A 24,584-nucleotide genomic window follows, 5' to 3' on the forward strand; every position below is an offset into this window, starting at 1 on the left:
GCTTAAGCAGTCAACACCTTCTCAAAAGCCTTTCTCGCACTGCCGCGGAAATACACTTCGCCGCAATACACATATCCCTGCTTTTGAAACAAATTCAGCATCGCCGGGTTGTCGAAATTCGTGTCCGCCTTGATACTCATAATGCCGTGGGTTCTGGCATAATCTTCAATAAAACCAAACAATACTTTTGCCAGGCCTTTACCCAACTGTTGCTCAGCAATGGCCACCCGGTGAAACACGACAAAATCACCCTCCGTCAACCATTTACCTTCGATGCCCGCATAAGCCGGCTCGTCGTTGACTAGAATGGCGCAATAACCAACAATCACATCACCCGTTATTAATACATAGCCGGCTCCGTTGTCGATGTCTTTTTGCACGACGACTGGATTAGGATAACCATCCTGCCATTGCTGACTACCATCTTTCTTTCTGCGGAGAATAGCCTGCTGCAGGATCTCCCAGATGGCATCCAGGTCTTCCGATACTGCTTTTCTGAAATTATAGTCCATATTCATTGTTTGATCATTTCTTGTTTTTCACGGGGCGACTGCGGCACCAATCGCCGGATAAAGATAACCGCCACCAGGTTAATGGCGGCCAGCGAAGCACAGGTCACCAGGAAGGCAGTCATGCCCGCCCGCGCAATCAATAATCCACCGGCAAAGGGAGCAATGGCCTGCGCTATCAACGGCAGGCGACCCAGCCGGCCGATGATGACCGGATAACCTTCCTTGCCAAAAACGTGCAGCGGTAAGGTACCCCTTAAAATGGAACGCATACCATTGCCTAGACCAAAGAGCACCACCGCCAGGGCAGCCGTATAGGCCCCTCCCAGCAAGAGGAGAATACCTGCCAGGTGCGCCAGGCCCGACCAGACCGCACTACCCAACACAGATTTCCCGGGCAATATCAGTTCAATAGCCCGTGCAGCGGCCTGACTGGGCCCCAACAGGGCTGTCATGGCAAGCACACTCGCCATGACCATGCCCCTGGCCGATAATATATCGATGAGATATATTACAATGCCCGTATTGAGCAATGCGCCAATGGTAAAATTAAAGAGGATCAGGTAGTATACCGGCGACCGGAACAGTGAGGGCGACAACACCGCAGCGGGAGCCGCTTCCTTCACAGGTAGTATACGATTATCCTGTACCCGAAATACATACCGGTGGATGGGCCATATCACCAATACCAGCAACAACGCATACACAAAACAGGTATTACGCCAACCGAACTGCTGCAATAAGAAAGAGGAGAATGCCCAGGAGATGGAAGGGGCCAGGCAAGAGATCAAGGTTACTTGCACGATCGCTTTGTGCGCCTGGTGCCCATATTGCTTACCGAGTGAAGCAAACAGTGCGTCGTACAAGCCCATGGCCATCGCTAAGCCGATAATGACCCAGCCGGTAATAAATAAAGAATAATGTTGTGCCAGTCCTACCAATACCAAGCCAACGGCCATCACGATGCCTGCATTTTGCAAGGCAACATTCAGCCCTGCCGTATCGATCAGTCGGCCAATCCGCGGCAACAGCAGGCCAGCAATCAACAAGGCCAGTGATAAGCAACCATAGATCTGCTGGTACGACCACTGCCTATCTTCCATGATCGGGGCAGCCAGCACGGAGAGCAAAAAATAAGAACCGCCCCACAACAGGATCTGCGCAACGCCCAGCAGTGCGATCTGCCACATACCGGGTAGGGATGCTTCTGGCTTATGTATTGAACTATTCATTGTCGGCCACAAAAGTCCGACAATAGGCTAAATTGGTAAAATGGTCTTTTTCTATGGAAATGATCGATAAAACCGATGGATGACACCAAGCACTTCCCTACCCTCAAATCGACGACAAATGCCTGTTCGTCGACGGGCCGCTTTGCCAGCCCAGCTGTTACGATAGTTTTGCGAGAACCAACCATTGTACCATGACTACCTTAACACGCACGCAAATATTCATCATGGCAGCCACGGCAGGCATCGCCGTGGCCAATGTCTATTACAGTCAGCCCATCCTGCAAGCGATCGCGCAGCACTTCGATATCACTACAGAAAAAGCCGGCAGCATCTCCGTATTGTCGCAGATCGGTTATGGTATCGGTCTGTTTTTACTGACGCCTGTTGGCGATATGATCGAGCGTAAAAAACTCATCCTGTACTTGCAGATCGGTTTGATCGCCTCCTTACTATTGATAGGCTTCGCGCCCAATCTATCCGTCCTGTATGCGGGTAGTCTGCTCATTGGTGTGTTTGCCGTGGTAGCACAGGTTATCCTGCCCATGGCTGCGAGTCTGGTACAGGAACATCGGGGTAAAGTGGTCGGCCAAATATTTACCGGCCTGCTGATCGGTATCCTGGTAGCCCGGGTATTCAGTGGGTTCGTGACGAACTGGCTGGGCTGGCAGTATGTGTACATCCTGTCGTCGGGCCTGGTAATGGCTACAGCCCTACTCATGCAGGCAGATTTTCCCACCGTGCCTACCCGCTTCACTGGCACCTACTTCGGACTGCTGCGATCTACTGTTGCACAGCTGGGCAGATTCTCCCCACTGCGTAAAGCAGCGCTCACCGGCATGTTGGCCTTTGGCACCCTCAGTGCCTTCTGGGTCACCCTTACCTTCTACTTGAGCGGAGCACCTTTCCATTACGCGCCCTCACAGATCGGCCTGTTTGGTTTACTGGCAGCTGCGGGCGCCCTCGTCGCACCCGTGTTCGGTAAATTAGCCGACAAAGGCACGCCGCATCGCTCCCTGCTATTCTCCACCAGCTTGACACTGGTTAGTATTATTGCGTTGAAATTGTTTCCAGGTACGATCATCGCCATCTGGATAACGGTCATCCTCCTGGATATTGGCGTGCAGGCTACGCAGGTCACCAATATCGCCATCATCTACTCGCTGGATCATACAGCCAATAGCCGCATCAATACTGTGTACATGACGAGCTATTTTGTTGGCGGGGCCCTGGGTGCCTTCTTCGCCATCCAGCTCTACGACGCGGGCGGCTGGGCCTGGTCAACCACCTTCATGGCCCTGTTATCGATTACAGCCATTGTCAATGTGGCTACCATGCAGCCCATCAAAAAGCCCCTCGCTATTTGATCCGCTGGTCGATCTCGCGTTGCACCCGTTGGGTAAAGGCCGGATTCCAGATCGTCCAGTGATTGGCACCTGGAAACAATTCGATGGCCATAGCCGCATTCACCCGAGCGGCTTTCTCCCTAAACAACAGCACCGCTTTATCGAGGAAGAAGTTATCATCGGCTCCGGCATACACATGCACTTTCTGATCGAGGTCTTTGGCCAATTTCTTATAGTGGGTTAGTAAAAAGCGGCCCAGGTCATAGGCTTGCCAGGTTGCCACTACCTTTGGATCGATGGCGCCTGTAGCCCGATTGTACATCAGCTGTGGTCTTCCCTGCTTATCTGGCACGCCAAATTCAGCTTCGAATGATTGCAGCTGACCGCCGTCGCCGAGAAAGTCTTCCAGGGCCACAAACTTTTTCAGGGTACCCAACGGCTTGCCGTCGACGATAAAGAATGGACGTTCCGCACCAGTCTTGTCGACGTACAGATTAGCGCCGGGCTCGTACAGATCGACGCCGGTAAAATTGCTGAAATCCACCGGATCGGGCGATACCGCCCAGCAACCTCCAAAGGATTTGGGATAGTTCAACTGCAACCACAAAGCTCCATAGCCTCCGGAACTTTGCCCCATGACGAAATGTTGCAACGGGTCGCGATCGATACGGTATTGGCTGGTCAGGTGCGGAATGAGCTCTTCCACCAAGGCCTTGCCCCAGGGGCCATTCACCCTTGAGTCGACAAAGGCATGCAAGCCAAATCGGGTTTGTGTTTCAGGATTCAGGTAAACATAGATCTTGTCTTTGCCCGTACCAATACCATATCGCTGGGCCGCCTGTGGCCCCAGAATGTCATAATGGGTACCACCCCATCCCGGAATGATAAACACGACAGGGTATCGACGATTGGTGTCCTGGCTGTAGCTGGCGGGCAGCACGACGCCGGCTTTGATGAACCGATCGCTCCGGTGGAACTTCGATAACAAAGCACTGCGGAAATTTACCAGCTTGATGGAATCACGCTCCCGGAATGGGCGTTGAGGAATTTGTCGTGCCAGGTGAATATGCGCTTCGTTGCCCGCCCTTACTTCCACTTTCACGTCTCTCGAGTACCAGTTGCCCGGTGTAGTGGTATTGTTGCGCTCGATGGTGTCTACATCCAGTATAGCGGCAAACTTATAGAAGCCAGGTTTGAGCTGATCGAAGGGAATGGGATAAGCCCGGGCAGCACCATCAATTTCCTGTACGGTACCCGGTTGCCAGTTGCGTACATCTTTATAGAAACTGGGCGTGGGGCGAAATGGATCGGGGTCCTGCACACCATAAGCGGTATCGGTGACGGAAAACACATAAAGTCTACCGGTTTGCGCCAGGTGGGCCGCCGTATCGAGGTGTACATAAATCTTAAATGCCTGTGCGTGGCCGGCTATAGCAGTCAGCAACAACAGGCATACGGTCAATAAACGTTTCATAGCTGCTGTATTCATGGTCGTATAATACCACGAAATTACACAGCCCTTGCTGCCCGTACGCGTGCAGTCGCCCACATGTTCATGTGAAAAAGATGGGTTCCGTCGAAATACGGGGCTGAAGAGGCTAATCCGGGAGCCAGCCGGAAGACTGGCCACTTTAACAATAGTCAAGGACCACCGGAAAACAACTTATTCTGGAACCTGGTTTAACAACAACTGCATCATGGCAACTGCTGATGCTTTGCTTTTGCGGATCAGCCATTCCCGGGGAGAATTGTCGCTGAGCTCATGTACAATGGTTTCCGTGCCATATGTTTGAAATAAATAACTGAGGGAAGTATAGGAAGGGCCTTCGCTCACCAGTGGGCGGATGACGGGTTTTAAATCAGTAACCTGTTGCTGCGTGGCCTGGATCCACGTCTGTGAAAAACCAGGCAACAGGCTTTTCTGCTTGGGGTCAACGATGAAAAAGATCTCTTCCTGGGTGGAGTGAAAATCCAGGGCAAACAATAGTTTGTTATCGGTGTTCGCCAGCTCTCGTTGCAAATACTGTTGTACTGCTTTTGTTTCCGGTTGGTTAAAAGCGTACCAATCCCGGTTCAGGTCTACGCCACCGGCGCTGTGCCGCCAGGTGCCTTCATCTACCCCATCAGGATTCAGCATGGGTAACAAGTAAACCAAAAAGCGCTGACGAAACTGCTTCGCCAAAGCGTCGTTCTCCAGCAGCCGCTCTACAAAGGCTTTTTGTGCGATCTGTCCCGTTACCTCCGGTGAATGCTGGCGGCTCATCAGCAAGATGCGGCTGCAGGATTGCTGATTGCCCCATTTCAAGGCGTTGATCGGCTTACCCCATTGAGACTTTCCGATGACAGTGACCGGTACACCTGCTTTTTTGCTGACCTGGTTGGCCCAGCGTTGCACATCCGCTGAGGTGCTGAGTTCCTGCGCGGCTACCCAGGTAGTATCGGCCCCCACCCGCAAGTGGAAGGAATAGTCAGGAGTAGCTGAATCACGCTCCGATTCCTGTGTCAGCAAGGACCAATCCTGCCCATTTTTGCTGATCCATGGTGCATAGCGATGATTGACACCTTGCTGATAGGTTAGCTTTATGACGATTTGCTGTGGTCGTTTTGACCATACTTTAAAGGCATACCAGGGACTGGCATTGACCGGTGTATTCTCGGAAGTGATCAGTAAGGTATACAGTGAGTCGTTGACTCTGGCCACGCCGCTCACCCGGGCACCGGGAAAATTATTACTAAACCATACGTCCCCACCCGGGAAAGAAAACACGCCCTTCCATTGTTGTTGAATGGGGCGATTATACGTCTGTACCAACCGCGCAGCGTTTTGAGGCAGAGATTGGGCGTTCGTAGATTGTAATACCAATAGTAGCAGGGCAACAGCAATAATCTTGGGCATAATGAGGGGTTAATCCGGGTTACGAATGCCTGTACGGAACAGGTTCCGGCAAATATACATCACCCCACTCATTAAGTAGACTACTATTTATGGCTCACCGGGTAGGAACAGGAGAAAAGGGCTTTGCAGCGCTCCCGAAGCCGCTACAGTCCCCGCAACAATGGCAGACTGCGGCACCCGTGATCTCAACTGCAAAGCCCTTCTTAAAAAGATAGATGGTATGGTTACAGCTTCACCAGCCGCACAGGCTTATCGGTGGTTTTACCCGCCCGTACAAAATACACGCCCGCGGGCAAAGCATGAATATTCAGGCGCACAGGGCCGCTCTGGGCACCCGCCTGCTGCCGCAATACTAACCGGCCATGCGCATCGTAGATTGCGATCGCCGATTTAGCGGCCACATAACTCAATACCAACACATCCGACGCAGGATTCGGCAATACCTGTAGTTTTTTATTAGTTGGCGATGTAGCCTCTTCCACTGTAGCTGTCGTCGTAGTTACCGTCGACAAGGGCGCTGCCGCCGTGGCCACCACTTCCAGGGAAGACACCTGGTCGTTCCAGCCATTGTCGACCAGGCAACCATCATCCGCCGTCAGCGTCAACGAGCTGCCGGTATAGTTATCATCCCAATATACAATGACCCGGTAACCCGAGGCTACCCGGATGGACGAAATATCATCATTCTTCACACCTGCAGCTATGAGATCGGTCAGCGTATAGCGACCCAACCGCAGGGGCACGCCCCCACCCGAATAGTTACAATTCTTATACACAGTCGCATATTGGTTGGTTGTTGCGGAATAAGGCGTATTGATCAGCAGGGATACGGCCGTGGAAGCGCTGAATCCAGCGTAGTAAGTACCCTGCGCGGCCCGCGTACCCCACAGTGTCTGGATGATGTTCTCTGTATTGCGGTTGTTGTAGGCCACGCGCGCATTCAACTGTAGCCAGGAAATGAAGTCGGGCCGGTTGCAATCGACGATATACCGCCGGGCATAACGCTGGAATATGCCTTTGAAGCCATTCAGGTCCGGACCTTCTTCATTGTTGATGACACCCGAATTGTACATATTCACCTTGGTGTACTGTGCAATATTGATCGCATTGGTCAGGTACGCCGCATCATTGGTATGGTTGTATAACATGACGGAAGCACCCAAATAGGTACCCTGGTTGTACGTAGAACTCCAGTAATTGATGGTACCGCTGTTGTTGTTGTCGTACACCTTACCTGTAGCCGGCTCAAACAGGTTTACCTTCGACCAATTGTACAAAGTCACCGCCTTGTTGACGTAGGCAATATCATTAAACGCCTGGTACAGGTACATACAAGCCACCATGGCCGGCCCATTGATACAGGAGTTGGTGCCTGCCGTACCCTGCTTCCATACCAGCCAGTTGCCATTGTCGCGCGTGGCGCGGGCATACATTTTATCAAATTGATCTTTGGCTTTGTTGAGGTAGGTTTGGTTACTGCTGCGCAGCCCCATGCGTACACAGGCCAGCACCATCCAGGTAATATCGTCATTGTACTCATTCCACATCCAATCCTGTCCTTCCTTGGCGATGAACAAGCCAAACATCTCATCGAAGAGGGTTTTGTACTTGGTCTGCCCGGTTACTTCGTACGCATCCACCACGATCTCCATCATCTCGGCTACGCCCCAGAAACCTTCGTTGGGAATGACCTGATTGCCCGTACGCGCATCGTAGTACTTCGTTTTCCAGGCGGTAAATAAAGCATCGGCGATAGCAGCTGTAGGCGCAGCAGGCCGGTCGGTCACTTTTTCAAAACTCCAGCGCTGGTTGCTATTGGTATGGTTGGTCCACAACGCCACATCCGTACCATCTGCCGAACCGCTCGCCACAATATCCGCAGAAAAGCCGGTATTGGCGGCAGCGCGAATACTAAAGGAGCCATCACCATTGTTGACGATGTTCCAGCGCACCTGGTTGTTGTTGCTGTTGTCACCCTGGTCTACGTTGACCGAATTGGCCGGCGTGGCACTGGCCAGGTGCAGGAATTTTTCGGTACCAATGTTTTGCAGGGTGTAATTATTGCCGTTCACGAACACTACCCGCCATCGTTCGGCATCGCTGTCGGTATCGGTCCAGATATCGACATTGGCGCCATTGGCCAGTGAGGCGTTGCTCACGTTCAGCAATTTGTTGTTGGCTTTAGAACGGATCTTGTAAATAGCGCCGGATTCGATACCGGCTGTCTGAGCCTGGACAGTAGCCGCCGCTATCAGCAGCAATACGGTGCCAGTACATAGGAAAAGGTTTGTCGACTTCATGTGGCAATTATTGTTTGGTTATAAAATACAGCAATCATTCATCCGTAATAATCATAGTATACATTTAGTGTATTCCCGAATATTTTCAGGTAAAAATGGGTCCGCTGTACCGTGAACAAAAAGTTCACCCGTACAGCGGACCTGGTTTTCTATCAATGTCAATGTTTCTACTTGCCGCCCGACAATTTCAGCCGATAGCTGAACGTAGTTGGCTTCAGGTATACTTTGTAAGGCTCCAGGGGTCTTGGGCCACAACCATGTGACCCTACGCCCAGTGTTTTGTAGCTTACACACAGTACGGTGCCCTTACTGCCCGGCAGGTCGATCTTGTATTCGACCGGTGCCATTTCTTCATCGCTGTAAGGCAGGGCTGCCACCTGTAGTAAAGAACCTTCCTGTGCTACGGTAAGACCAGCACCCTGGGCCGATTGAACCCTTGCCCAACGCACATCTTCATGGTTACCGCATTCCATCGGTTTTTCATACGGTGTCATTTGCGCCTGCACACTACTGGCATAGTGCCCCACATCGAATCCGCTTTTACGGTCGCCGTAATTTTCCATCGGACCGCGTCCGAAGTAGTCGAAGCGATCCAGTCGCTTGTCGAGAAACAGCCGTACCCCCAATCTCGCTACGGGTAAACTGGGATCACTGCTGGTCACTTCATTCACGGCTAGCACTTCGCCCGCACCATCAATGGTATACGTCACACGGTGTTGTACGGTGAAGCCCTGCAAACCGGTACCGGTAAGGGTCGCTTTGATCTCCACCGAACCAGGTGTTACCTGTCGGCCTGCGACCTCCGATGCTACCCATACCAGCCTGGTGAGTCCTTTCTTCTCCCAATCGGGATAAGCCCACATATCATCTTTCTGGTGGGGTGCCCGCCACAGGTGCAGCAGGGGGCCTCCACCGGGTTGCAGGATAGACTGTCCCTTTTCTTCGATGTGGGAGAAAGTTCCTTTCGATTTATCAAACTCCAGGCTGAAGCCCGCGCCTTTTACCAGGAGCGACGTCGCCGTTTCCGATAAGGTCACTCCTTTGCCCACAACAGGTTTAGCCGGTGCAGGTGGGGTCGATGCCAACGCCAATTGCTGCCATGCCACTTCATATCCTTCGGGCGCCCATTTTTCGGCGCTGGCCAACTGGAAGGATATGCGCAGAAAGTATTCCGCACCCGGTTTAGGGCTTACCGAATAAGGTACCCGGATGTCTTTTTCCGCACCAGGCGCTACATCACCTACGGCCAGGTTACCCGAAGCGATCACCGTGCCGTTTTCACTCAGCATCCATAAGGCCACCAGGCTCTTCAGGTTGGTAGCCTGATAGCGATTCTTGAGGGTAATCAGTTGTTGAGCGATGTCCTTTTCGCGGATAGTAACCCATTGGTAAGCATGTTTCAGCTCCGGAAAATGTGGTTTGGGCGAACGGTCGGAGAAGACTACACCCTTATGAATAAAATACTGGTCATTGGGATACTCGCCAAAACCACCACCAAAGGCGGTAATGGGATGTTTGGGATCACGTTTGTTGTAGATGCCCTGGTCCTGCCATTCCCAGATGGCGCCACCCAACAAGGCGGGATATTTATCGAACAGGTCGTTGTAAATATCTACCGAGCCCATGGAATTGAACATGGCATGCGCATATTCGCAGAGGTAAAATGGCTTGGTGAGTGTAGTATCTTTTGCTCTTCTCTCCAGGCTTTCCACATCGGTATACATCTGGCTGTCCATACCCGCGGGATTACGTTTACCGATACCAAATCCTTCATAGTGGGTAATACGGGTAGAGTCGATGGCATGGATGGCATCCAGCGCCGCCCGGAAATTGGTACCGCCGCTGCCATTTTCATTGCCGAGCGACCAGATGATCACCGAAGGATGGTTTTTGAAGTTCTCTACATTCGCCAAATTGCGATCGATGATGGCCGCCTTGATCGTTGGTTCTTCATTGAACCGGTTCATGGCACCATGGCATTCTACATTGGCCTCTGCCACCAGGTAAATACCATACTCATCACAGAGTTCATACCAACGCGGATCATTGGAATAATGCGAGGTACGAACGTGGTTACAATTGGCCTGTTTGATGAGTTGGATATCGCGGATCATTTGCGCTTCCGTCACCGCATGACCATCATCGGGCCAGTTCTCATGGCGGTTCACGCCTTTCAATTTGATGGGCGTACCATTCACGATTACCTGACGGCCCTGTATGCTCATATTCCGAAACCCGGTACGGGCCGACAAATACTCTACGACCTTATTCCCCGCTACCAGGGAAATAACACTCGTATATAAGGTTGGCGTCTCCGCCGTCCATTTTTCTACTTCTTTGATCAGCACTGCCAGCTCCACATTAGCTTCTTCGCCTGGCTGCAAAGCTTTGACCGGTGTCTTGAATTTCGACACCAGTGTACCCCCTTTGTACACCGCCAATTCCAGCTCACGCGCCGCCACCGGCGTGTTGCCATAGTTCTTCACTTTGGTGAAGGCTGCAGCGACACCGGTATTGTGGTGATCGAATCCGGACCGTATGAAGAAATCGCGTATGTGCTGTTGCGGGCTGCTCCACAACGTTACGTTGCGGAAGATACCGCTCAACCGCCACATATCCTGGTCTTCGAGGTAACTGCCCGTCGTAAACCGGTATACCTCTACGGCCAACACATTGTTGCCGGGCTTGATGTATTTGGTAAGGTCGAATTCAATGGCATTGCGGCTGTTGACACCATAGCCTACCTTTTCACCATTCACCCACACAAAGAAACCAGCATCGATGCCATCGAAAGTGATGAACACCCGCCTGCCTTTCCATTCCGCCGGTACGGTGAAGTTGCGACGATAACTGCCGACCGGATTCCTCTCTTTGTACGCTGTGAATTTTACAGGTGGTGTGCTCATCACCCGGGGGTAATCACTCTGAAAGATATAATTGAAATTGCTGTAGTAAGGAGTTCCATATCCTTCCACCTGCCAGTTGGACGGCACCTTGATGTCGTTCCACTTCGACACATCGTACGCCGGTTTATAAAAATCCACCGGGCGCTTCTGTGGCCAATCGACCCAGTGAAACTTCCACTGACCATTCAGGCTACGACTGTAAGAGGACGCGCTGCGCCTGGCTGCCAGGGCTTCCTGCAGGGAAGCATACGGCATCAGTGTGGCGTGGTGTGCTTCCTGGTTGATCCCGGTATTCTCGGGATCTTCAATTTCTTTGGGTACGAAGGCGGTGTCGGTGGCCGACAGGCCATTGAAGGGCGCGGTCTGCGCCATTGAATGACCGCCTACAAAGACCGCAAGGGATACACATAAGATCCGGACTACTTTTCTTCTAAAAGGGGCTTTGCTCATAGCTGGTTATACTGTTTCAAAAATGCAACAGCCGGCCCTTGCCGGCCTGTCGCGATTCACTAACGAATTAAAAGGCGTTCAATTCCGCCAGGTAGGTATACGAAGCGCTATAGGACGAATTGATGGTCACTTTAAAGTAGCGGGCTGGCTTGAATCCCTCCGGGAGAAATACAGGCTGCAGATTTTTGTTGTTTTGCAGGCTGAAGGTGCCAGCATCAGTCCACACCGTATTGTCTGTACTTACCTGCACATTTACCTCGTTGGCCTTACCGTTACCATCCACCTGGCGGCTCAGGAATGATAAGCCGTGCAATACCTGCTCTACACCAAGGTCAATGGTCAGCGAATGGGGAGGGCCGGGCGTGCCGCCCTGCCATTGTGTATGCCAAAAGGTAGAAGGGTCGTTGTCGAGTACAAAAATGGCGCGGCCATTGTTCGCCCCCTCCCCGGTTGCTTCCTGCGAAGAAAAGGCGATAATCTTCCAGGCTGCACGATCATAATTGGGATAATCTTTTAAGTCGGGCTGCGCTTTCACCACAAAGAAGGTGGTACGCAAGGCTTCATTGACGGGTGTCGCTTTGGTGGTCACACCGATGGGCAGCACATAAGTTTTCAGCGCATTCATCGCTCCTGCTCCACTGGTCTTGAAGGTCACGCTCAGTGGATCAGTGTTCAACTTTCCTTTAGGTATCACCGCACTGGTGGCTGACAGGGTATAACAGCTGGCAGGCAGTAAGGCGTAGTTTGTCCGGTTGGCCTTGTTGAAACTATCCAACTTGGCATCATTGATAAAAAACTCAACGGGTATATCGGCATCCGGATACCCCTGGCCGCCGTAATTGGCACCATATACCAGTGACTGTTCTTCTGTGGTAATCTTCAGCGTCCTCACCACCGGACCGTTGACCGACTGGGCCATATAAATCCTGGTATAACTTTCAATAGGTTGATAAGGCAGGTTGTAGTCATCCTTGCAGGCATTCAGCGCCAGGCAAGCGGCCAAACACACGAGAAAAACGAAGCGGGACATATATTGATTGCGCATGATCGTTCACTTGATTGAGTTAATAAAGAGCTTACCATCCGGGATTTTGCACCACCAGTTTCGACCGGTCCATATCATATTGACTGATCGGGAACCAATAAGAGGCTGGGAAGCGGAACAGGTGTTCACTGGCCACCACTCGCGTGTAGAAACTGTTGTCATCCTTGTTGATGTTCATGCCGTGCATGGGGCCCATTACCTGTGGCGCGATCTTCCAGCGTCTGATATCGAACCAGCGATGTGTTTCGAAGGCCAGTTCTACCCTGCGTTCCTGCCAGATCCTCGCCCGCATATCAGCCTGGCTCGCGGGCATGGACAGGTTGGCCGATCCATATTCAGGCACATTGGCGCGCACCCTTATCAGGTTGAGGTATTTGGCAATGTCTGCATTCCCCGGGTCGTATTCATTCAGCGCTTCGGCATAGTTGAGGTACACTTCTGCCAGCCTGAACAGGCACAAGGGGCGTGCGTACCTGGTGCCATTACCACCAGATCCGGCATTGGTTTGCGTAGCCACATTTTTACGGACCAGGTAACCGGTCTTCGTAAAGTCGGTGGGATGTCCATTCTTGCCATTGGGGCTACCGGCAAAGAAGCTGATCGCTTTGGCGCTTTGCATATTACCGCCCTGGAACATGCTATTGTTGTAGGTGACCGACGCGTAGAACCGGGGTTCCCTGTTCATGTACATATTGGATACCTGAACGCCATTCACGGTTGTAAAACCAGCTTCGGTATACAGCCCAGATTCTCCAATCGGTTTTCCATCCGACATGAAATAAGCATCTACCTGCTCCTGCGTTACGCCTACGCCATTCCAGCCACCGGCTTGCCTAGGCATGCAATGCACATCCCAGGTTGGCATATTGTTGTTCTTGCGGTTAAATATTTGCTCCGCATTCCAGGCCTGTAACAGCGCGCCCTGCACCGATTTGATGGGGTCATTGCCCGGATCTTTGTACAGGCTATACAATCCCAGGTCGATCACGGCCTTAGCCGCATCCGCCGCCCTTTTCCATTTACCGGCCTGGTAGCTTTGGTTGATCAGCTGACTCCCATCTTTATTTATAAAGCCGGCAAAGTCGGTATTGCCGTTATACAGCGGGCTTGCAGCATACAAGAGTAAGCGCGCTTTTACTGCCAGGGCCATACCCAAGGTAGCACGCCCATATTCGATGTCGCTGGCCTGACCGTTATTGGAAGGAATTCGTGGTAATACTGCGGCTGCTTTATCCAATTCGCTGGCCACATAGTCCACACAGGTATCGAATGCGCTGCGGGGCAATTGCATGGCTTCAGCAGAAGCATCGGCCGGTATCTCTGTTTCCCCAATGATCACTACCGGGCCATACTGCCGCATCAGCAGGAAATAAAAATAGGCGCGCAGAAACCGTGCCTCTGCTTTGTATTGATCGATCCGGGATTGACCATTCAGTGCCAGTATCTCCGCATTGTTGTCGATGTGGTTGATGAAATAGGTGGCTGAGCGAATGCCCCTGTAGTAGTTACCCCAGGTATCAAACAGCGTTGCGCCCGCACTGATATTGCCGATATTAAGGGCATAGGTGGGGTACTTGGACCAGGTAATATCGATCTCATCCGAATTGCCTCCCCAGGGATTGCCTTCCCACTGACTGAAATCATCATTCACGTAATTGTACACATTGGCCAGGTATTGTTCGGAAGGTCCTTTCTTTTGAAACACCTGCTCGATGGTGATACGGTCATTGGGTACCTGCTCGAGGTATTTGTCGCAACCACTCGTAACCAACGTGACCAGGGTGCCTATAAGCAGTAAATTATAGCCTGTTATCTTTTTCATATAGCGTAGTTATTTGGAAGGTCTCTATTTGAAAGAGCACTTGATGCCGAAATTGAATGTCTTCGTCAATGGGTAGGTGGCCCCTTTGCCATCTCCCAACTCCACATCCCACATATCGAACTCACTTTTTGTCCATAGGTTGTATCCGATAAAATATACACTGAGGTTGGACATACCGACATATTTGAGCCAAGATGAACGGGCAAAATCATAGGAAAGCTGCAAGGTCTGCAGACGAAGGAAGGCCCCATTCTTCACCCACCAGGTGCTGTTCGCATAGTTCATATTGTCATTACCATAGGTAAGGCGGGGATACAGGGGGCGCGGGTTCGTATTATCGGGTGTCCAGCGATCCGTGATCTGTTTCATCAGATTGCCTCGCTCTCCTCCCTGACTAAAGGGCTGCAGGCCATCGCCATTGAGCGAGATATCAACATTGCTGATCCCTTTGAACCAGCCTGCGATGGAAAATCCTTTCCAGGAAATAGTAGGTCCGAAGCCATATACAATCTCGGGAAAGGCGCCATAGCCAATAGGACCCTGATCGTAAGAGTCAATCTTACCATCACCGTTCATGTCTTTGTATTTGATGTCGCCGGCTTTGTTGGTACCGGTTTGATAGGGGCTGTTGGCTACATCTTTGTCGTCCTTGAACAGGCCCAGATCGGTATAACCAAAACGTTGGCCAAACTTGCGGCCGATCCTTTGCTGCCAGGGATAAGGCCAGGGCGCGTTGGCATCGTCGATCACTTTGGCTCTCGTCCAGGTGAAATTACCACGCAGTCCGATCATCCAATCTTTACCGACCTGCTTGTTCAGATCGATCGAGGCATCGATACCGCGATTGTGCACTTCTCCCAGGTTGGCATAAGGCAATGACAATACCCCCACATAATTCGGCACATCACCGCGCTGACGGAAGATCGCTTTACGGTCTTCGCGGAATACATCCACCTGCAATGTCAGTGCATTGTTCCATGTCTTGAGCTCCACCCCCAGGTTTTGTTTGATGGCTTTTTCCCAAGTCACATTTACAGCATAGTCACCGATATCCAATCCATTGATGGTCTGGTTAGTGCCGTTTTGTCCGTAGGTATAGTTACCGTCGAGGTAACGATTGCCACCACCTACAGTAGATATGTAGGCAAAACGTCTGCCACCTATATTACTGTTACCGACTTCTCCATAGGTGTATTTGACCTTCAGGAACTGAACAATATCGGAGAGCGGTTCGAAGAAGTCTTCCTGTGAAGCAACCCAGCCAACACCATAGGCCGGGAAAAAACCGTACCGTTTGTTGGGAGCAAAAGTTTCAGAGCCGTTGTAACCAAAATTAATATCTGCCAGGTATTTGCCGTCATAACCATAGGTAGCACGACCGGCTATACCCATAAACCGGAATGGAATAGATCCAATGAAATCACCCGCAAAGGCGTCCGATCGATCATACTGATTAAAGAGCAACATACCAGTTACATCATGGAGGCCAAATTTATTGATGTAGTTGACCGAAGCTTCCAGGTTGTATTGACGTGACCCACCATTTGCACGCTCATAGCCCAGAAAGCTGGTACCGATGGAGGTTTGATCCAGCAACAACTTGCCGGCTGAATCACGACCACGTGCGAGGTAGCCGTCCACCGATTTCGTACGACGGATGGTATGGGTATTGTAGTTATCGAATGAATACATCGCTGTGGCCGACAGTCCTTTCAAGATCTTGCCCAAGTCCTGGGTTACCCGGATATTGCTCCACAACTGACTTCTGAATTCTGTTACATAACCCGTTTGTGTTAGCCTGTTGTAAGGATTGAAGATATCGCCTGTCCGCAACTGCGAGTACAAACCATTGGAATATACCTTGGGAATAAGGATTGGTGGCAGCAGGTAGGCAGCACCCCAGATATCGCCCACGGAACTACCGGGAAAGTTACCGTTGCTGATCCAGCCTGCAGCACCAAAATCAACCTTGGTCGACTTGGTCACTTTTAAGGTAAGATTAGAGGTAAAGTTGTACCTGGTAAATTTGATGGCCGAGTTATAGTTTGCCAGATCGTCTGTTTTGTACAAACCATTTTCATCATAATAACCGAGCGACAGATAGTACTGGGCATTGTCCGACCCACCGCTGGCATTCACCCGGGCACGCCGGTTCTGTCCTGTTTTCTTGAACAGTTCGGCAAACCAGTCTACATTGGGATACAGGTCGGGATCAACTCCGCTGATCGTCTTATCGATCCTGTCCTGCGTATATTTGGGAAGCGGATCGTTGGGATTGCTGTTGTGATAGGCTTCATTTGCCATCTGCATGTAGGTGACGCCGTCAGCAAACTCTGGCAACTGGGTAAACTGTGTGATACCCTGATCATATTGCATATTGATGAGGGGCTTACCAACCTTTCCTTTTTTCGTGGTAATGATGATCACGCCATTGGCGCCACGCACACCGTATACCGCAGTTGCAGAGGCATCCTTCAGTATACTGAAGCTGGCAATATCTTCAGGATCGACATTCGAAAAATCCCGCTCCACACCGTCCACTAAAATCAGCGGCCTGCTGTTGGTAAAGGTGGAGATGCCCCGGATGTAAATATCGGCGTTGTCATAACCTGGCTGACCACTGCGCTGCACTCCTACGATACCGGCTACACGACCAGCCAGCAGGTTGGTCATATTGGCAACCGGCTGTTTGAGGTCTTGCGCATTAACCGTACTGATGGCGCCGATCAGGCTCACCTTTTTTTGCTGGCCGTAACCTACTACCACTACATCTTCGAGGCCCGTAGCCTGTTCGCGCAGGGTAATATTGATGACGGTGCTTTTGTTGACGACTACTTCCTGCGTAGTATATCCCACATAGGAGAATACAAGCACGGGATTGCTTTCGGTGATCTTAATGGAATACAGCCCGTCCTTGTCGGAGGTAACGGTCGCCGTACCGCTTTTGGTGGAAACGGTAACGCCGGGCAAGGGCTCGTTGCGCCCGCTGATGACCTTCCCTGTCACCACCGCCGCCACGGCTTCAGTCGATGCAGGTTTCGGTGTAATGAGCACCGTCCGGTTGTTGATGGTATAAGTAAAGGGTTGGTTGTCGAAGCACTGACGCAAGGCTTCCTCTACAGAGCCATCGCGTACATGAACGTTTACAGGCTGGGCCTTCCGGATGAGGGCTTCGTCGAACATAACGCTGAAGCCACTTTGTGTTTGGATAGCGGCCAACGCTTCCGTGAGCGGGATCTTGTCTCGGTTTAAAGTAATCTTTTGCGCAAAGGATGAGGAGCATAGTAGCATGCCTGCAGTCAACAGCAGTAGTGCAAATCTCATGGCAAGAATGTTTTAATCAGTGGCGAACAAGCCTTTCGCGACTGACAGCAGTTAATTGTTAAAATGTAAGAACGGGTTTGTCATATATATCGGAACGCTCGGATGGGCTTTATGGCCAGAACAAATGATACCCGGTACCAGGGACATCGATGTCATTGGTCATTAACCGATCCTATTACTTGCTATTAATTGGCTATTGGTAGATGATCACTTTCTTCCCCACGATCCTGTACCTGATACCACCAGTGATCTGCAGGTTCTGCAGCAATTCGCTGATGTCTTTATACTTCGAAATACTGCCGCCTAATTCTTTGCTGAACTTGTCGCCCTGGTACTCTACTTCGATATCGTACCAACGGGCGGCCTGCTTCATCACTGCTTCAATGGGCTCATTGCGGAACATGAACCAGCCTTCTTTCCAGGCTACGATATCTGCTACGTTTACTTGCCGGATGGCAATGGAAGATTGACCATCTACCACCCTGGCCTGCTGGCCGGGCACCAGGTCAACAGACCTGGCAGCAGTGCGGATAGCAGCTTTGCCACTCGCCAGCGTTACCCGGAGATCGTTGTCGTCGTCATAGGCACTGATGTTGAAAGCGGTACCAAGGTCCACGATGGTTTGGCCTTTGGCCTTTACAAAAAAGGGTCGTCGCTCATCATGTATTACATCGAAATAAACCTGTCCGGTAATTTCCACCTGCCGGGCTTCTCCCCGGAATACAACGGGATAGGTAATGGAAGAACTGGCGTCGAGCGTCACTTCGGTCCCATCCGACAGGGTCAGTTTATACATCCCGCCCCGGGGCGTACGAAGGGTGTTGTAGGTAAGGGGGGCTTGTGGCTCTTCTTTGACACCTGTTTTGTAGGCAATCTTCCCCTGCTGTACCTGCTCTACGCTGGTATTGCTTTGGGTGGCGATCGTACCTGTTTGACTGTCGCCGAGATCGATCACACGTCCATCGGCCAGCACGAGTATAGCTTTATCACCGCCGGGCTTGATCAGGCTGCCTGCCGTGTTTCCGGTGGCCGTATCCTGTTTTTGCGTAATGCCCGTGGCGGGCGCAGGCCGGTTGTTGAATACCACCAATAATATGACCGCCAGCACGGCGGCCGCAGCGGCTACCCTGTACCACATCCACGAGATGCCCCTATGAGTAGCGGGCGCCATGCGCTCACGCAAATCATTGTACAGCAGTGATGATAAATTTTCATGGCCGCCCTGTTCCCGGAGCCAGGCATCCATGGAATGTGACCCCGGGTTCCAGCTATGAAACCAGTTGTCCAACTCCTCCCCTTCCTCCGGGGTGGCCTGGTTCGATTGATGACGGTTGATCAGGTATTGTAGCCGATCCTGGTCCATAGAGTTGCGAGGTGTTTTAACCAACAGCTTTTGAAGCAGTTGCAGCACGTAGCGTTAATAAGACGTGCCAGGGAACGCCCGCCGTTACTCCGTCCTAAAAATAATTCCGATCGTATTATTACCTGCTAAATTGTTATAGTTAGCGGGCTTGAGGCTTGTTTGGAATTAAAAAAAATGTTTAATATTGTCATGCGACGATTAACACTTGCAATATCAACATTCCTCAACAACATAGTGACCAGGCCCTGATCACGTTATGGCAACAGGGAGACGAACAGGCTTTTGAAAGCCTCTATCACCAGCACGCGGTGACTTTGCTCACCATCGCCCTGCAGAAAACGGATGACCGCGAGATCGCCAAAGAATTGGTACAGAGTACATTTATTACCTTCTATAAGATCAAGGACACCGCGCATCAGATCAACAGTCTGCCTGCCTACCTGTATACCATCCTGAAAAACCGGCTGCTGGATCATTACCGCCATGCACTGGTGCATCAGAAATTGCAGGACATGTCGCAGTACCGGCATGAACACGACACCGCCAATGATGTAGAGACTTATATAGATACCCGGGAAATGGAACGCCGCCTGCAGGAAGAGATTGGCAAACTGCCTCCCCAATGTCAAATGGTGTTCAGGTTGCGGCGTGAAGAAGAATTATCCAATAAAGAGATCGCCCGGAGGCTCAGCATATCCGAGAATACGGTAGAGCAACATATGCGAAAGGCTATCCGGCTGCTTCGGGTAGCCATGAACATCAGCAAAAAAGCGTTGTTCACCCTGTTATAACCTCCTTGTCTCTACTACCACTTTGCGTGTTTTGTCAGACCCTCGCAAACAATTACCTAAGCTATTTGTAACTCAACGGGCCATCCCTGGCAAACAGCAACGAGTTTTTCAACTACTAAGGACGATACCTTGAAAAATACTTCAGGACAGCAAGCACTGGCGCAGGCATTTTTAAGATTGGCGATGGGTATAGGTTTTCTCTCCCCCACCCTAGACCGCCTGGGTGGCCGGGGACCTTACGGCATATCCAGGCATATAGAAGACAATCAACCAGCCAAACAGGGCCGGAATGCCGACTGCATACAGTTGAAGTAGTTGTGCTGTTATAGTCATATCAATCAGTTTTATAGTCCAAAGCTGCGGCATTTACCGACGCCCATCACGATACATACCGTTTATAAACGGTCGTCTTTTTTTGAAACAAAGCATAAAAAAAACGCCCGATTTCCGGGCGTTTACTCAATATTTAACCAAATTGGCCGCACTTCCCGTCAAAACCGATTATAAACGGTGTAAACGGATCGCTGCTGCAGCCATGCATTAGTTACTGTAGGCAGCCAACCATTTTGCCTTGATGGCGGCACGGGACTCGATAAATTCTTTATCGGTACCCTGCGCGATCGCATCCAGGGGGAAACGCAGTGGACGTGTGCCCTTCTTCTTGTCAACCAATTGCAGGATGCCATCGGCGATGGTTTGGGGGTTCATATTGAATTGGGCCATCTTGCCGAACAAGGCTGTTCCCAGTGCATTGAACTGTTCCGTGGCCGCTTCACCATAGGCTGCAACGATCTCGGGTTTATCTGCCGGTAAGCCTGCCTTGGAGCCATTGGTCATTTCTGTGGGATACACACCCGGTTGTATACTGACATTCTCAATACCAAAGCCTGCCAGCTCATCCTGCATGCCTTCGGTAATACTCTCTACGGCCAGTTTAGAAGCCATATAAGGAATCATAAAAGGTAGTGTATGTCCGCTGGCGCCTGTTGTGATGTTGATGATCAACCCGTTCTTTTCGGCCCGCATGGAAGGCAGTACAGCCTGGTAAGTCCGCAATACGCCATAAAAATTCGTCTCAAACATGGCACGAACCTGGTCGAGGGAATAGCCTTCGAGTAATCCAAAACCGCTCACGGCCGCGTTATTGACCAGCACATCAATTTTGCCGTATTTGGCAAGCACATGCTGAAAAGCCGCTTGTACTGAAGCATCACTGCTGATATCGATATCAACCACCTCTATATTGGGCAGCTCGCCCAGTTCCCGGGCCACAGCCGCATTCTTAGTAGTGGTGTTGCGCATCCCCGCGATGACTGAATGACCTGCCGCTGCCAGCGTAATAGCGGTCAGTTTTCCGAATCCTGTACTTGTACCGGTAATAAAAATCGTCTTTGACATGATTATCTTTTTTTGACTGTTTAAATATTTTGACAGCACAAAAATGAGATAACCGCTGCCCCTGCACATTGAGGTAGCGCAAGAAATTACTTGACATACATCAAGACAAAATGCAGTAGCCCCTTGTATGGGATCAGGACTTCTTGCTGGCGTTTTTCCGGACGCGGCTCAGTGTTTCGGGCGTGATGCCCAGGTAAGAAGCAATCATGTTTTGGGGCAAGCGGTTGGCAAACGCAAAGTATTTATCCAGGAAAGCCCGGTATTTTTCCTCTGCGGTATAGCTAAGGGCGGCCTGGATGCGATTTTGTGAGGCTATGAAACTTCTTTGCAGTATCTGGTTGATCAACTGGCCAAAAGCCGGAATGGTCATGCAAAGTTGCTCGAAGTTGGCATGGGTAAACAGGATGACCTCGCTGTCTTCTACCGCATCGATGTTGAACCTGGAAGGCTGGCCCGATAGCAAGCTTTCCCGGTCACCAATCCACCAGTTTTCAATACCAAACCCAATGATGTGCTCGATGCCGGCCTCATCGATGGAATAAGTGCGCAGGCATCCCTTCGCGATAAAGGCATCGTATCGCCAAACATCGCCCTCCTGCAATAGGTATTGCCGCTTCCTGATCCTTTTAATGATTGCACATTCGCGAATACTGGAAGCCTCCTCACTAGTCAACGAAATCTTCCCGTCCAGGTATTGCTGAAAAACGTCATACATGGGGTCAAAAATAGCAAAAACAGGTATAAGGAAGCATGAACACGACGCCAAATCTACTACAACACCGCCTGCAACCGGCACCAGTATATAATATCTCCTATGCGCATATGATTGTCCAGCATTTATTTTATGCTCACCCTCTCGCACAAAAAGGGCGTCCTCCATCCGAGGACGCTCCTTGAAAAAGATCAACATAAAACCTCAATCTCTATTCATCAATAGCCCACTGCCATCCACTGCCATGCAAGATGAGTGGCTAATGATATGCAAGGGAAGTTCTTCTAACGGATGCAGACTCGATAGGTCTGCACAGGAAAGATTATCAACTTCTACCGTATCTATTTGAAGGCCATAGCTACGCTCCCCCAACAGGTTGTAGACCGCAGCAAAAGCCAGTTGCAGAAAGGCAGCGCTGTTGTTATCTGTACACAACGGGTGATATACTACTATTATTTCCTGGTCACCATCCTTAAAAGAAAAGCTGCACTCGAGGGGATCGATCCCAAGTTGCCCGATTTGCTTGTCAAGCAAAAAATCGGCAGGCATCGCATCTTCGAGCGCCTGGATGCTCCAACCCGGTATGACCGGCGCCGTAGCCACGAAGGCCTCCACTTGTTTAAAATATTTTGCTTTGCCATAGACGGTAATTGTCAGCTTGGCCATGCCCTGATTAGGGCTTGATAAGCTATACCCCAGGAATTTGTAATACGCCCGCAAGTGGGCGTCCAACTCCCGCAGTCGGTACATTACTTCTTTCTTAGGTTGCTTCAGCAATTCCCGGTATTCGTGCTGATGGCGTTGGAACCAATCCCAGAAATGACGCTTGGCTAACTTACTCATGGTATAAATATTTAAGCGGATCATAAAATGGCAGGTGCCCGATTGTTTCGGGGCACCTGCCTGTTTTGCAAGATTAGATGGACACTTCCATCGCACCCTCGTTGCCGGGCACATCGGTGGCAATAGCCACGATCCTGCTATCAGGAAGTTGACTATTGACCTTCGTTGCGGTATAGATCCAATCGATGCCATTGGAATCAAGGGTAGAATTTCCGGCCTCAATCAGTGTACCGGCGGCAGCATAGATCTCTACCCGCACACTGACCACCCGGAAATCATCGATCGCGCGGACCTTAAGCGTATTGCCGATCGCCCCTGTGTAATTGCGCACGTCGACCTTGCTTACCACGGGGGAAGACATAAAGTCCTGTACAGCCCTGGCGTAAACATTCTGACGGGGGCGCAATACTGCTGTATAGGCCTCAGCCATGCCCTTGTCGTCATTATTGACAACAGCTTTTGCGAACTTCGATGCATATAGGAACCTTTCCTGTATCTCAGCTTGCTCAGCACTTGGAGCGCCCTTCCTGCTTTTAGGCGACTTGGCGACGACTGTCTTGCCAGCCCAATCGCGAAAGACGATCTCTTTACCGAGTTGTCCGCTGAATTTCCCTGAAACGATACTGTTAACTTGTGCCATTGAAAATTGATTTTTAAGTGTTAATAGAAATAATTGGGTACCGGTAGCTGCCGGAGGAGAAGGTTAACAGGTTAGCCCTCCCGTTAGCCCTGGGCCAAACCCCTCCTGCCGCTACTGATGACACAAAAGTACAGCGGCACAAACCCCATCCGCTTGAAAATGGGGTGGCCTTCGACCGATCTTGTGATGACCTTCGACGATAGTTGGGATGAACGGGCAGTTTTACCCGGATTTATATTTTTTCGGGGATGGAGATACTAAAATCCTGTGATGGTTGCCGGTATGTGGTGTGATGAACGGGAGGTTTTACACGCCTTCTTCTCTGTTCCTCCTCGATTCCACCTCTGTAGCCCCTCGGGTCCCGAGAAGGCAATGAGGAGGAACAGAGGTCCTACTCTGTAGAAAGAGGCGATTTTTTTCGGATATATTCAAAACAATACATATATTGAATACATATTAAATCCATCAACGATTGTCCAATAGCATGCAAAAACCGTTTTTTGTCTGGCTTAAAAAAAAGCTCCGCAGAATTGACCCCGAAGAGGTCATGGCCTTGGTTACCGAAGGAAACTATACCAAAATCTTTCTTTCCGATCAAACGCATTGTATGGTGCGAACAACACTCACAGCCGCATTGAAAAAACTTCCGCCAGATATGTTCATCAGAACACACCGCTCTTGTGCTGTATCGATATTTTACATCAATAACATCGAAAAGGACTGTTTAACCATTGGTGAACACCCAATCCCCATCGCGAAGCGCTATTACAAGTCTGTGTTCGAGCAGTTGAATATTATTGAGTGAGGCGGGTATCAATCGGATTAACTATTTATGCTCCGTGATGAGCCGTGTGGCATTAATTTGATTCCTTCTTGGCTTGTTTTCTCGAACCGGCTTGCATATGCAATTCTGTATAGAGTTGTCAGTTTTGTAGTACCATATGATATATAGTCGAAAACCTTCATCAGCTAAATACATAAAACTAAAAATAAATAACATACTTTTTTCC

18 protein-coding genes are annotated in these 24,584 nt (G+C 50.6%); 4 read left to right on the plus strand and 14 right to left on the minus strand.

Annotated features, from left to right (window positions below; all coding sequences use genetic code 11):
• Positions 1–2: 2 nt before the first annotated feature.
• Both P2W70_RS22340 and P2W70_RS22345 read right to left on the minus strand, forming a co-directional pair.
• On the minus strand, positions 3–512 hold the full coding sequence (locus P2W70_RS22340) for a GNAT family N-acetyltransferase (RefSeq protein WP_276483753.1): 510 nt from the start codon (positions 510–512) through the stop codon (positions 3–5).
• A gap of 2 nt (positions 513–514) precedes the next feature.
• A complete protein-coding gene (locus P2W70_RS22345; RefSeq protein WP_276483754.1) occupies positions 515–1,699 on the minus strand; it encodes an MFS transporter in 1,185 nt (394 codons plus the stop codon).
• A gap of 233 nt (positions 1,700–1,932) precedes the next feature.
• On the opposite strand from P2W70_RS22345, the gene P2W70_RS22350 reads away from it, so the two are divergent.
• Positions 1,933–3,105: an MFS transporter gene (locus P2W70_RS22350; protein ID WP_276483755.1), complete on the plus strand. Its 1,173-nt coding sequence runs from the start codon at positions 1,933–1,935 to the stop codon at positions 3,103–3,105.
• On the opposite strand, the gene P2W70_RS22355 is transcribed toward P2W70_RS22350, so the two are convergent.
• From P2W70_RS22355 to P2W70_RS22390, 8 genes are all read right to left on the minus strand, one after another.
• Positions 3,098–4,558, minus strand: coding sequence for an alpha/beta hydrolase-fold protein (locus tag P2W70_RS22355; RefSeq protein WP_276483756.1), 1,461 nt, complete (start codon positions 4,556–4,558; stop codon positions 3,098–3,100). The two genes, P2W70_RS22350 and P2W70_RS22355, sit on opposite strands and share 8 nt — an antisense overlap.
• 189 nt (positions 4,559–4,747) lie before the next feature.
• Entirely contained in the window at positions 4,748–5,980 is a 1,233-nt protein-coding gene (locus P2W70_RS22360; protein WP_276483757.1) for a M14 family metallopeptidase, read from the minus strand.
• 224 nt (positions 5,981–6,204) lie between these two features.
• Entirely contained in the window at positions 6,205–8,280 is a 2,076-nt protein-coding gene (locus P2W70_RS22365) for a glycoside hydrolase family 76 protein (protein WP_276483758.1), read from the minus strand.
• Between the two features lie 167 nt (positions 8,281–8,447).
• The gene (locus P2W70_RS22370; protein ID WP_276483759.1) at positions 8,448–11,636 is read right to left on the minus strand and encodes a glycoside hydrolase family 2 TIM barrel-domain containing protein; all 3,189 of its coding nucleotides are present in this window, start codon (positions 11,634–11,636) and stop codon (positions 8,448–8,450) included.
• Between the two features lie 67 nt (positions 11,637–11,703).
• Positions 11,704–12,681, minus strand: a complete 978-nt coding sequence (locus tag P2W70_RS22375; RefSeq protein ID WP_276483760.1) for a BT_3987 domain-containing protein — start codon at positions 12,679–12,681, stop codon at positions 11,704–11,706.
• Positions 12,682–12,712: 31 nt separating this feature from the next.
• Complete coding sequence (locus P2W70_RS22380) at positions 12,713–14,503, minus strand: RagB/SusD family nutrient uptake outer membrane protein (RefSeq protein ID WP_276483761.1); 1,791 nt, start codon at positions 14,501–14,503, stop codon at positions 12,713–12,715.
• Between the two features lie 24 nt (positions 14,504–14,527).
• Positions 14,528–17,827 carry a TonB-dependent receptor gene (locus tag P2W70_RS22385; protein ID WP_276483762.1) on the minus strand — a complete coding sequence of 1,100 codons (3,300 nt, stop codon included), beginning with the start codon at positions 17,825–17,827 and terminating at the stop codon, positions 14,528–14,530.
• Between the two features lie 193 nt (positions 17,828–18,020).
• Positions 18,021–19,238 (minus strand): FecR family protein, encoded by a 1,218-nt coding sequence (locus P2W70_RS22390; protein ID WP_276483763.1) that lies wholly within the window; start codon positions 19,236–19,238, stop codon positions 18,021–18,023.
• A gap of 200 nt (positions 19,239–19,438) precedes the next feature.
• Between P2W70_RS22390 and P2W70_RS22395 the strand changes: the two genes are divergently transcribed.
• Together P2W70_RS22395 and P2W70_RS22400 are read left to right on the plus strand one after the other, a co-directional pair.
• Positions 19,439–19,981, plus strand: a complete 543-nt coding sequence (locus P2W70_RS22395) for an RNA polymerase sigma-70 factor (RefSeq protein ID WP_276485385.1) — start codon at positions 19,439–19,441, stop codon at positions 19,979–19,981.
• A gap of 129 nt (positions 19,982–20,110) precedes the next feature.
• Positions 20,111–20,296 (plus strand): hypothetical protein, encoded by a 186-nt coding sequence (locus P2W70_RS22400; RefSeq protein WP_276483764.1) that lies wholly within the window; start codon positions 20,111–20,113, stop codon positions 20,294–20,296.
• 225 nt (positions 20,297–20,521) lie between these two features.
• Here P2W70_RS22400 and P2W70_RS22405 read toward each other — a convergent pair whose 3' ends face one another.
• The 4 genes from P2W70_RS22405 to P2W70_RS22420 all read right to left on the minus strand — a co-directional run bounded on the left by P2W70_RS22405 (position 20,522) and on the right by P2W70_RS22420 (position 23,574).
• Positions 20,522–21,379: an SDR family oxidoreductase gene (locus P2W70_RS22405; RefSeq protein ID WP_276483765.1), complete on the minus strand. Its 858-nt coding sequence runs from the start codon at positions 21,377–21,379 to the stop codon at positions 20,522–20,524.
• A gap of 133 nt (positions 21,380–21,512) precedes the next feature.
• Positions 21,513–22,094, minus strand: coding sequence for a Crp/Fnr family transcriptional regulator (locus tag P2W70_RS22410; RefSeq protein WP_276483766.1), 582 nt, complete (start codon positions 22,092–22,094; stop codon positions 21,513–21,515).
• Between the two features lie 201 nt (positions 22,095–22,295).
• Positions 22,296–22,934 (minus strand): hypothetical protein, encoded by a 639-nt coding sequence (locus tag P2W70_RS22415; RefSeq protein ID WP_276483767.1) that lies wholly within the window; start codon positions 22,932–22,934, stop codon positions 22,296–22,298.
• Between the two features lie 73 nt (positions 22,935–23,007).
• Positions 23,008–23,574 (minus strand): hypothetical protein, encoded by a 567-nt coding sequence (locus P2W70_RS22420; RefSeq protein WP_276483768.1) that lies wholly within the window; start codon positions 23,572–23,574, stop codon positions 23,008–23,010.
• 484 nt (positions 23,575–24,058) lie between these two features.
• Here P2W70_RS22420 and P2W70_RS22425 point away from each other — a divergent pair, with 484 nt between their 5' ends.
• Complete coding sequence (locus tag P2W70_RS22425) at positions 24,059–24,379, plus strand: LytR/AlgR family response regulator transcription factor (RefSeq protein ID WP_276483769.1); 321 nt, start codon at positions 24,059–24,061, stop codon at positions 24,377–24,379.
• The last annotated feature ends 205 nt before the right edge of the window (positions 24,380–24,584 follow it).

Origin of the sequence: Paraflavitalea pollutisoli (assembly GCF_029360705.1) — a bacterium.
Classification (GTDB): Bacteria; Bacteroidota; Bacteroidia; order Chitinophagales; family Chitinophagaceae; genus Paraflavitalea; species Paraflavitalea pollutisoli.

Bases quoted from the DNA above. Each gene is read 5' to 3' on its own strand.
- P2W70_RS22340 (WP_276483753.1), bottom strand. From the start codon at position 512: ATGGACTATAATTTCAGAAAAGCAGTATCGGAAGACCTGGATGCCATC.
- P2W70_RS22345 (WP_276483754.1), bottom strand. From the start codon at position 1,699: ATGTGGCAGATCGCACTGCTGGGCGTTGCGCAGATCCTGTTGTGGGGC.
- P2W70_RS22350 (WP_276483755.1), top strand. From the start codon at position 1,933: ATGACTACCTTAACACGCACGCAAATATTCATCATGGCAGCCACGGCA.
- P2W70_RS22355 (WP_276483756.1), bottom strand. From the start codon at position 4,558: ATGAAACGTTTATTGACCGTATGCCTGTTGTTGCTGACTGCTATAGCC.
- P2W70_RS22360 (WP_276483757.1), bottom strand. From the start codon at position 5,980: ATGCCCAAGATTATTGCTGTTGCCCTGCTACTATTGGTATTACAATCT.
- P2W70_RS22365 (WP_276483758.1), bottom strand. From the start codon at position 8,280: ATGAAGTCGACAAACCTTTTCCTATGTACTGGCACCGTATTGCTGCTG.
- P2W70_RS22370 (WP_276483759.1), bottom strand. From the start codon at position 11,636: ATGAGCAAAGCCCCTTTTAGAAGAAAAGTAGTCCGGATCTTATGTGTA.
- P2W70_RS22375 (WP_276483760.1), bottom strand. From the start codon at position 12,681: ATGCGCAATCAATATATGTCCCGCTTCGTTTTTCTCGTGTGTTTGGCC.
- P2W70_RS22380 (WP_276483761.1), bottom strand. From the start codon at position 14,503: ATGAAAAAGATAACAGGCTATAATTTACTGCTTATAGGCACCCTGGTC.
- P2W70_RS22385 (WP_276483762.1), bottom strand. From the start codon at position 17,827: ATGAGATTTGCACTACTGCTGTTGACTGCAGGCATGCTACTATGCTCC.
- P2W70_RS22405 (WP_276483765.1), bottom strand. From the start codon at position 21,379: ATGTCAAAGACGATTTTTATTACCGGTACAAGTACAGGATTCGGAAAA.
- P2W70_RS22410 (WP_276483766.1), bottom strand. From the start codon at position 22,094: ATGTATGACGTTTTTCAGCAATACCTGGACGGGAAGATTTCGTTGACT.
- P2W70_RS22415 (WP_276483767.1), bottom strand. From the start codon at position 22,934: ATGAGTAAGTTAGCCAAGCGTCATTTCTGGGATTGGTTCCAACGCCAT.
- P2W70_RS22420 (WP_276483768.1), bottom strand. From the start codon at position 23,574: ATGGCACAAGTTAACAGTATCGTTTCAGGGAAATTCAGCGGACAACTC.
- P2W70_RS22425 (WP_276483769.1), top strand. From the start codon at position 24,059: ATGCAAAAACCGTTTTTTGTCTGGCTTAAAAAAAAGCTCCGCAGAATT.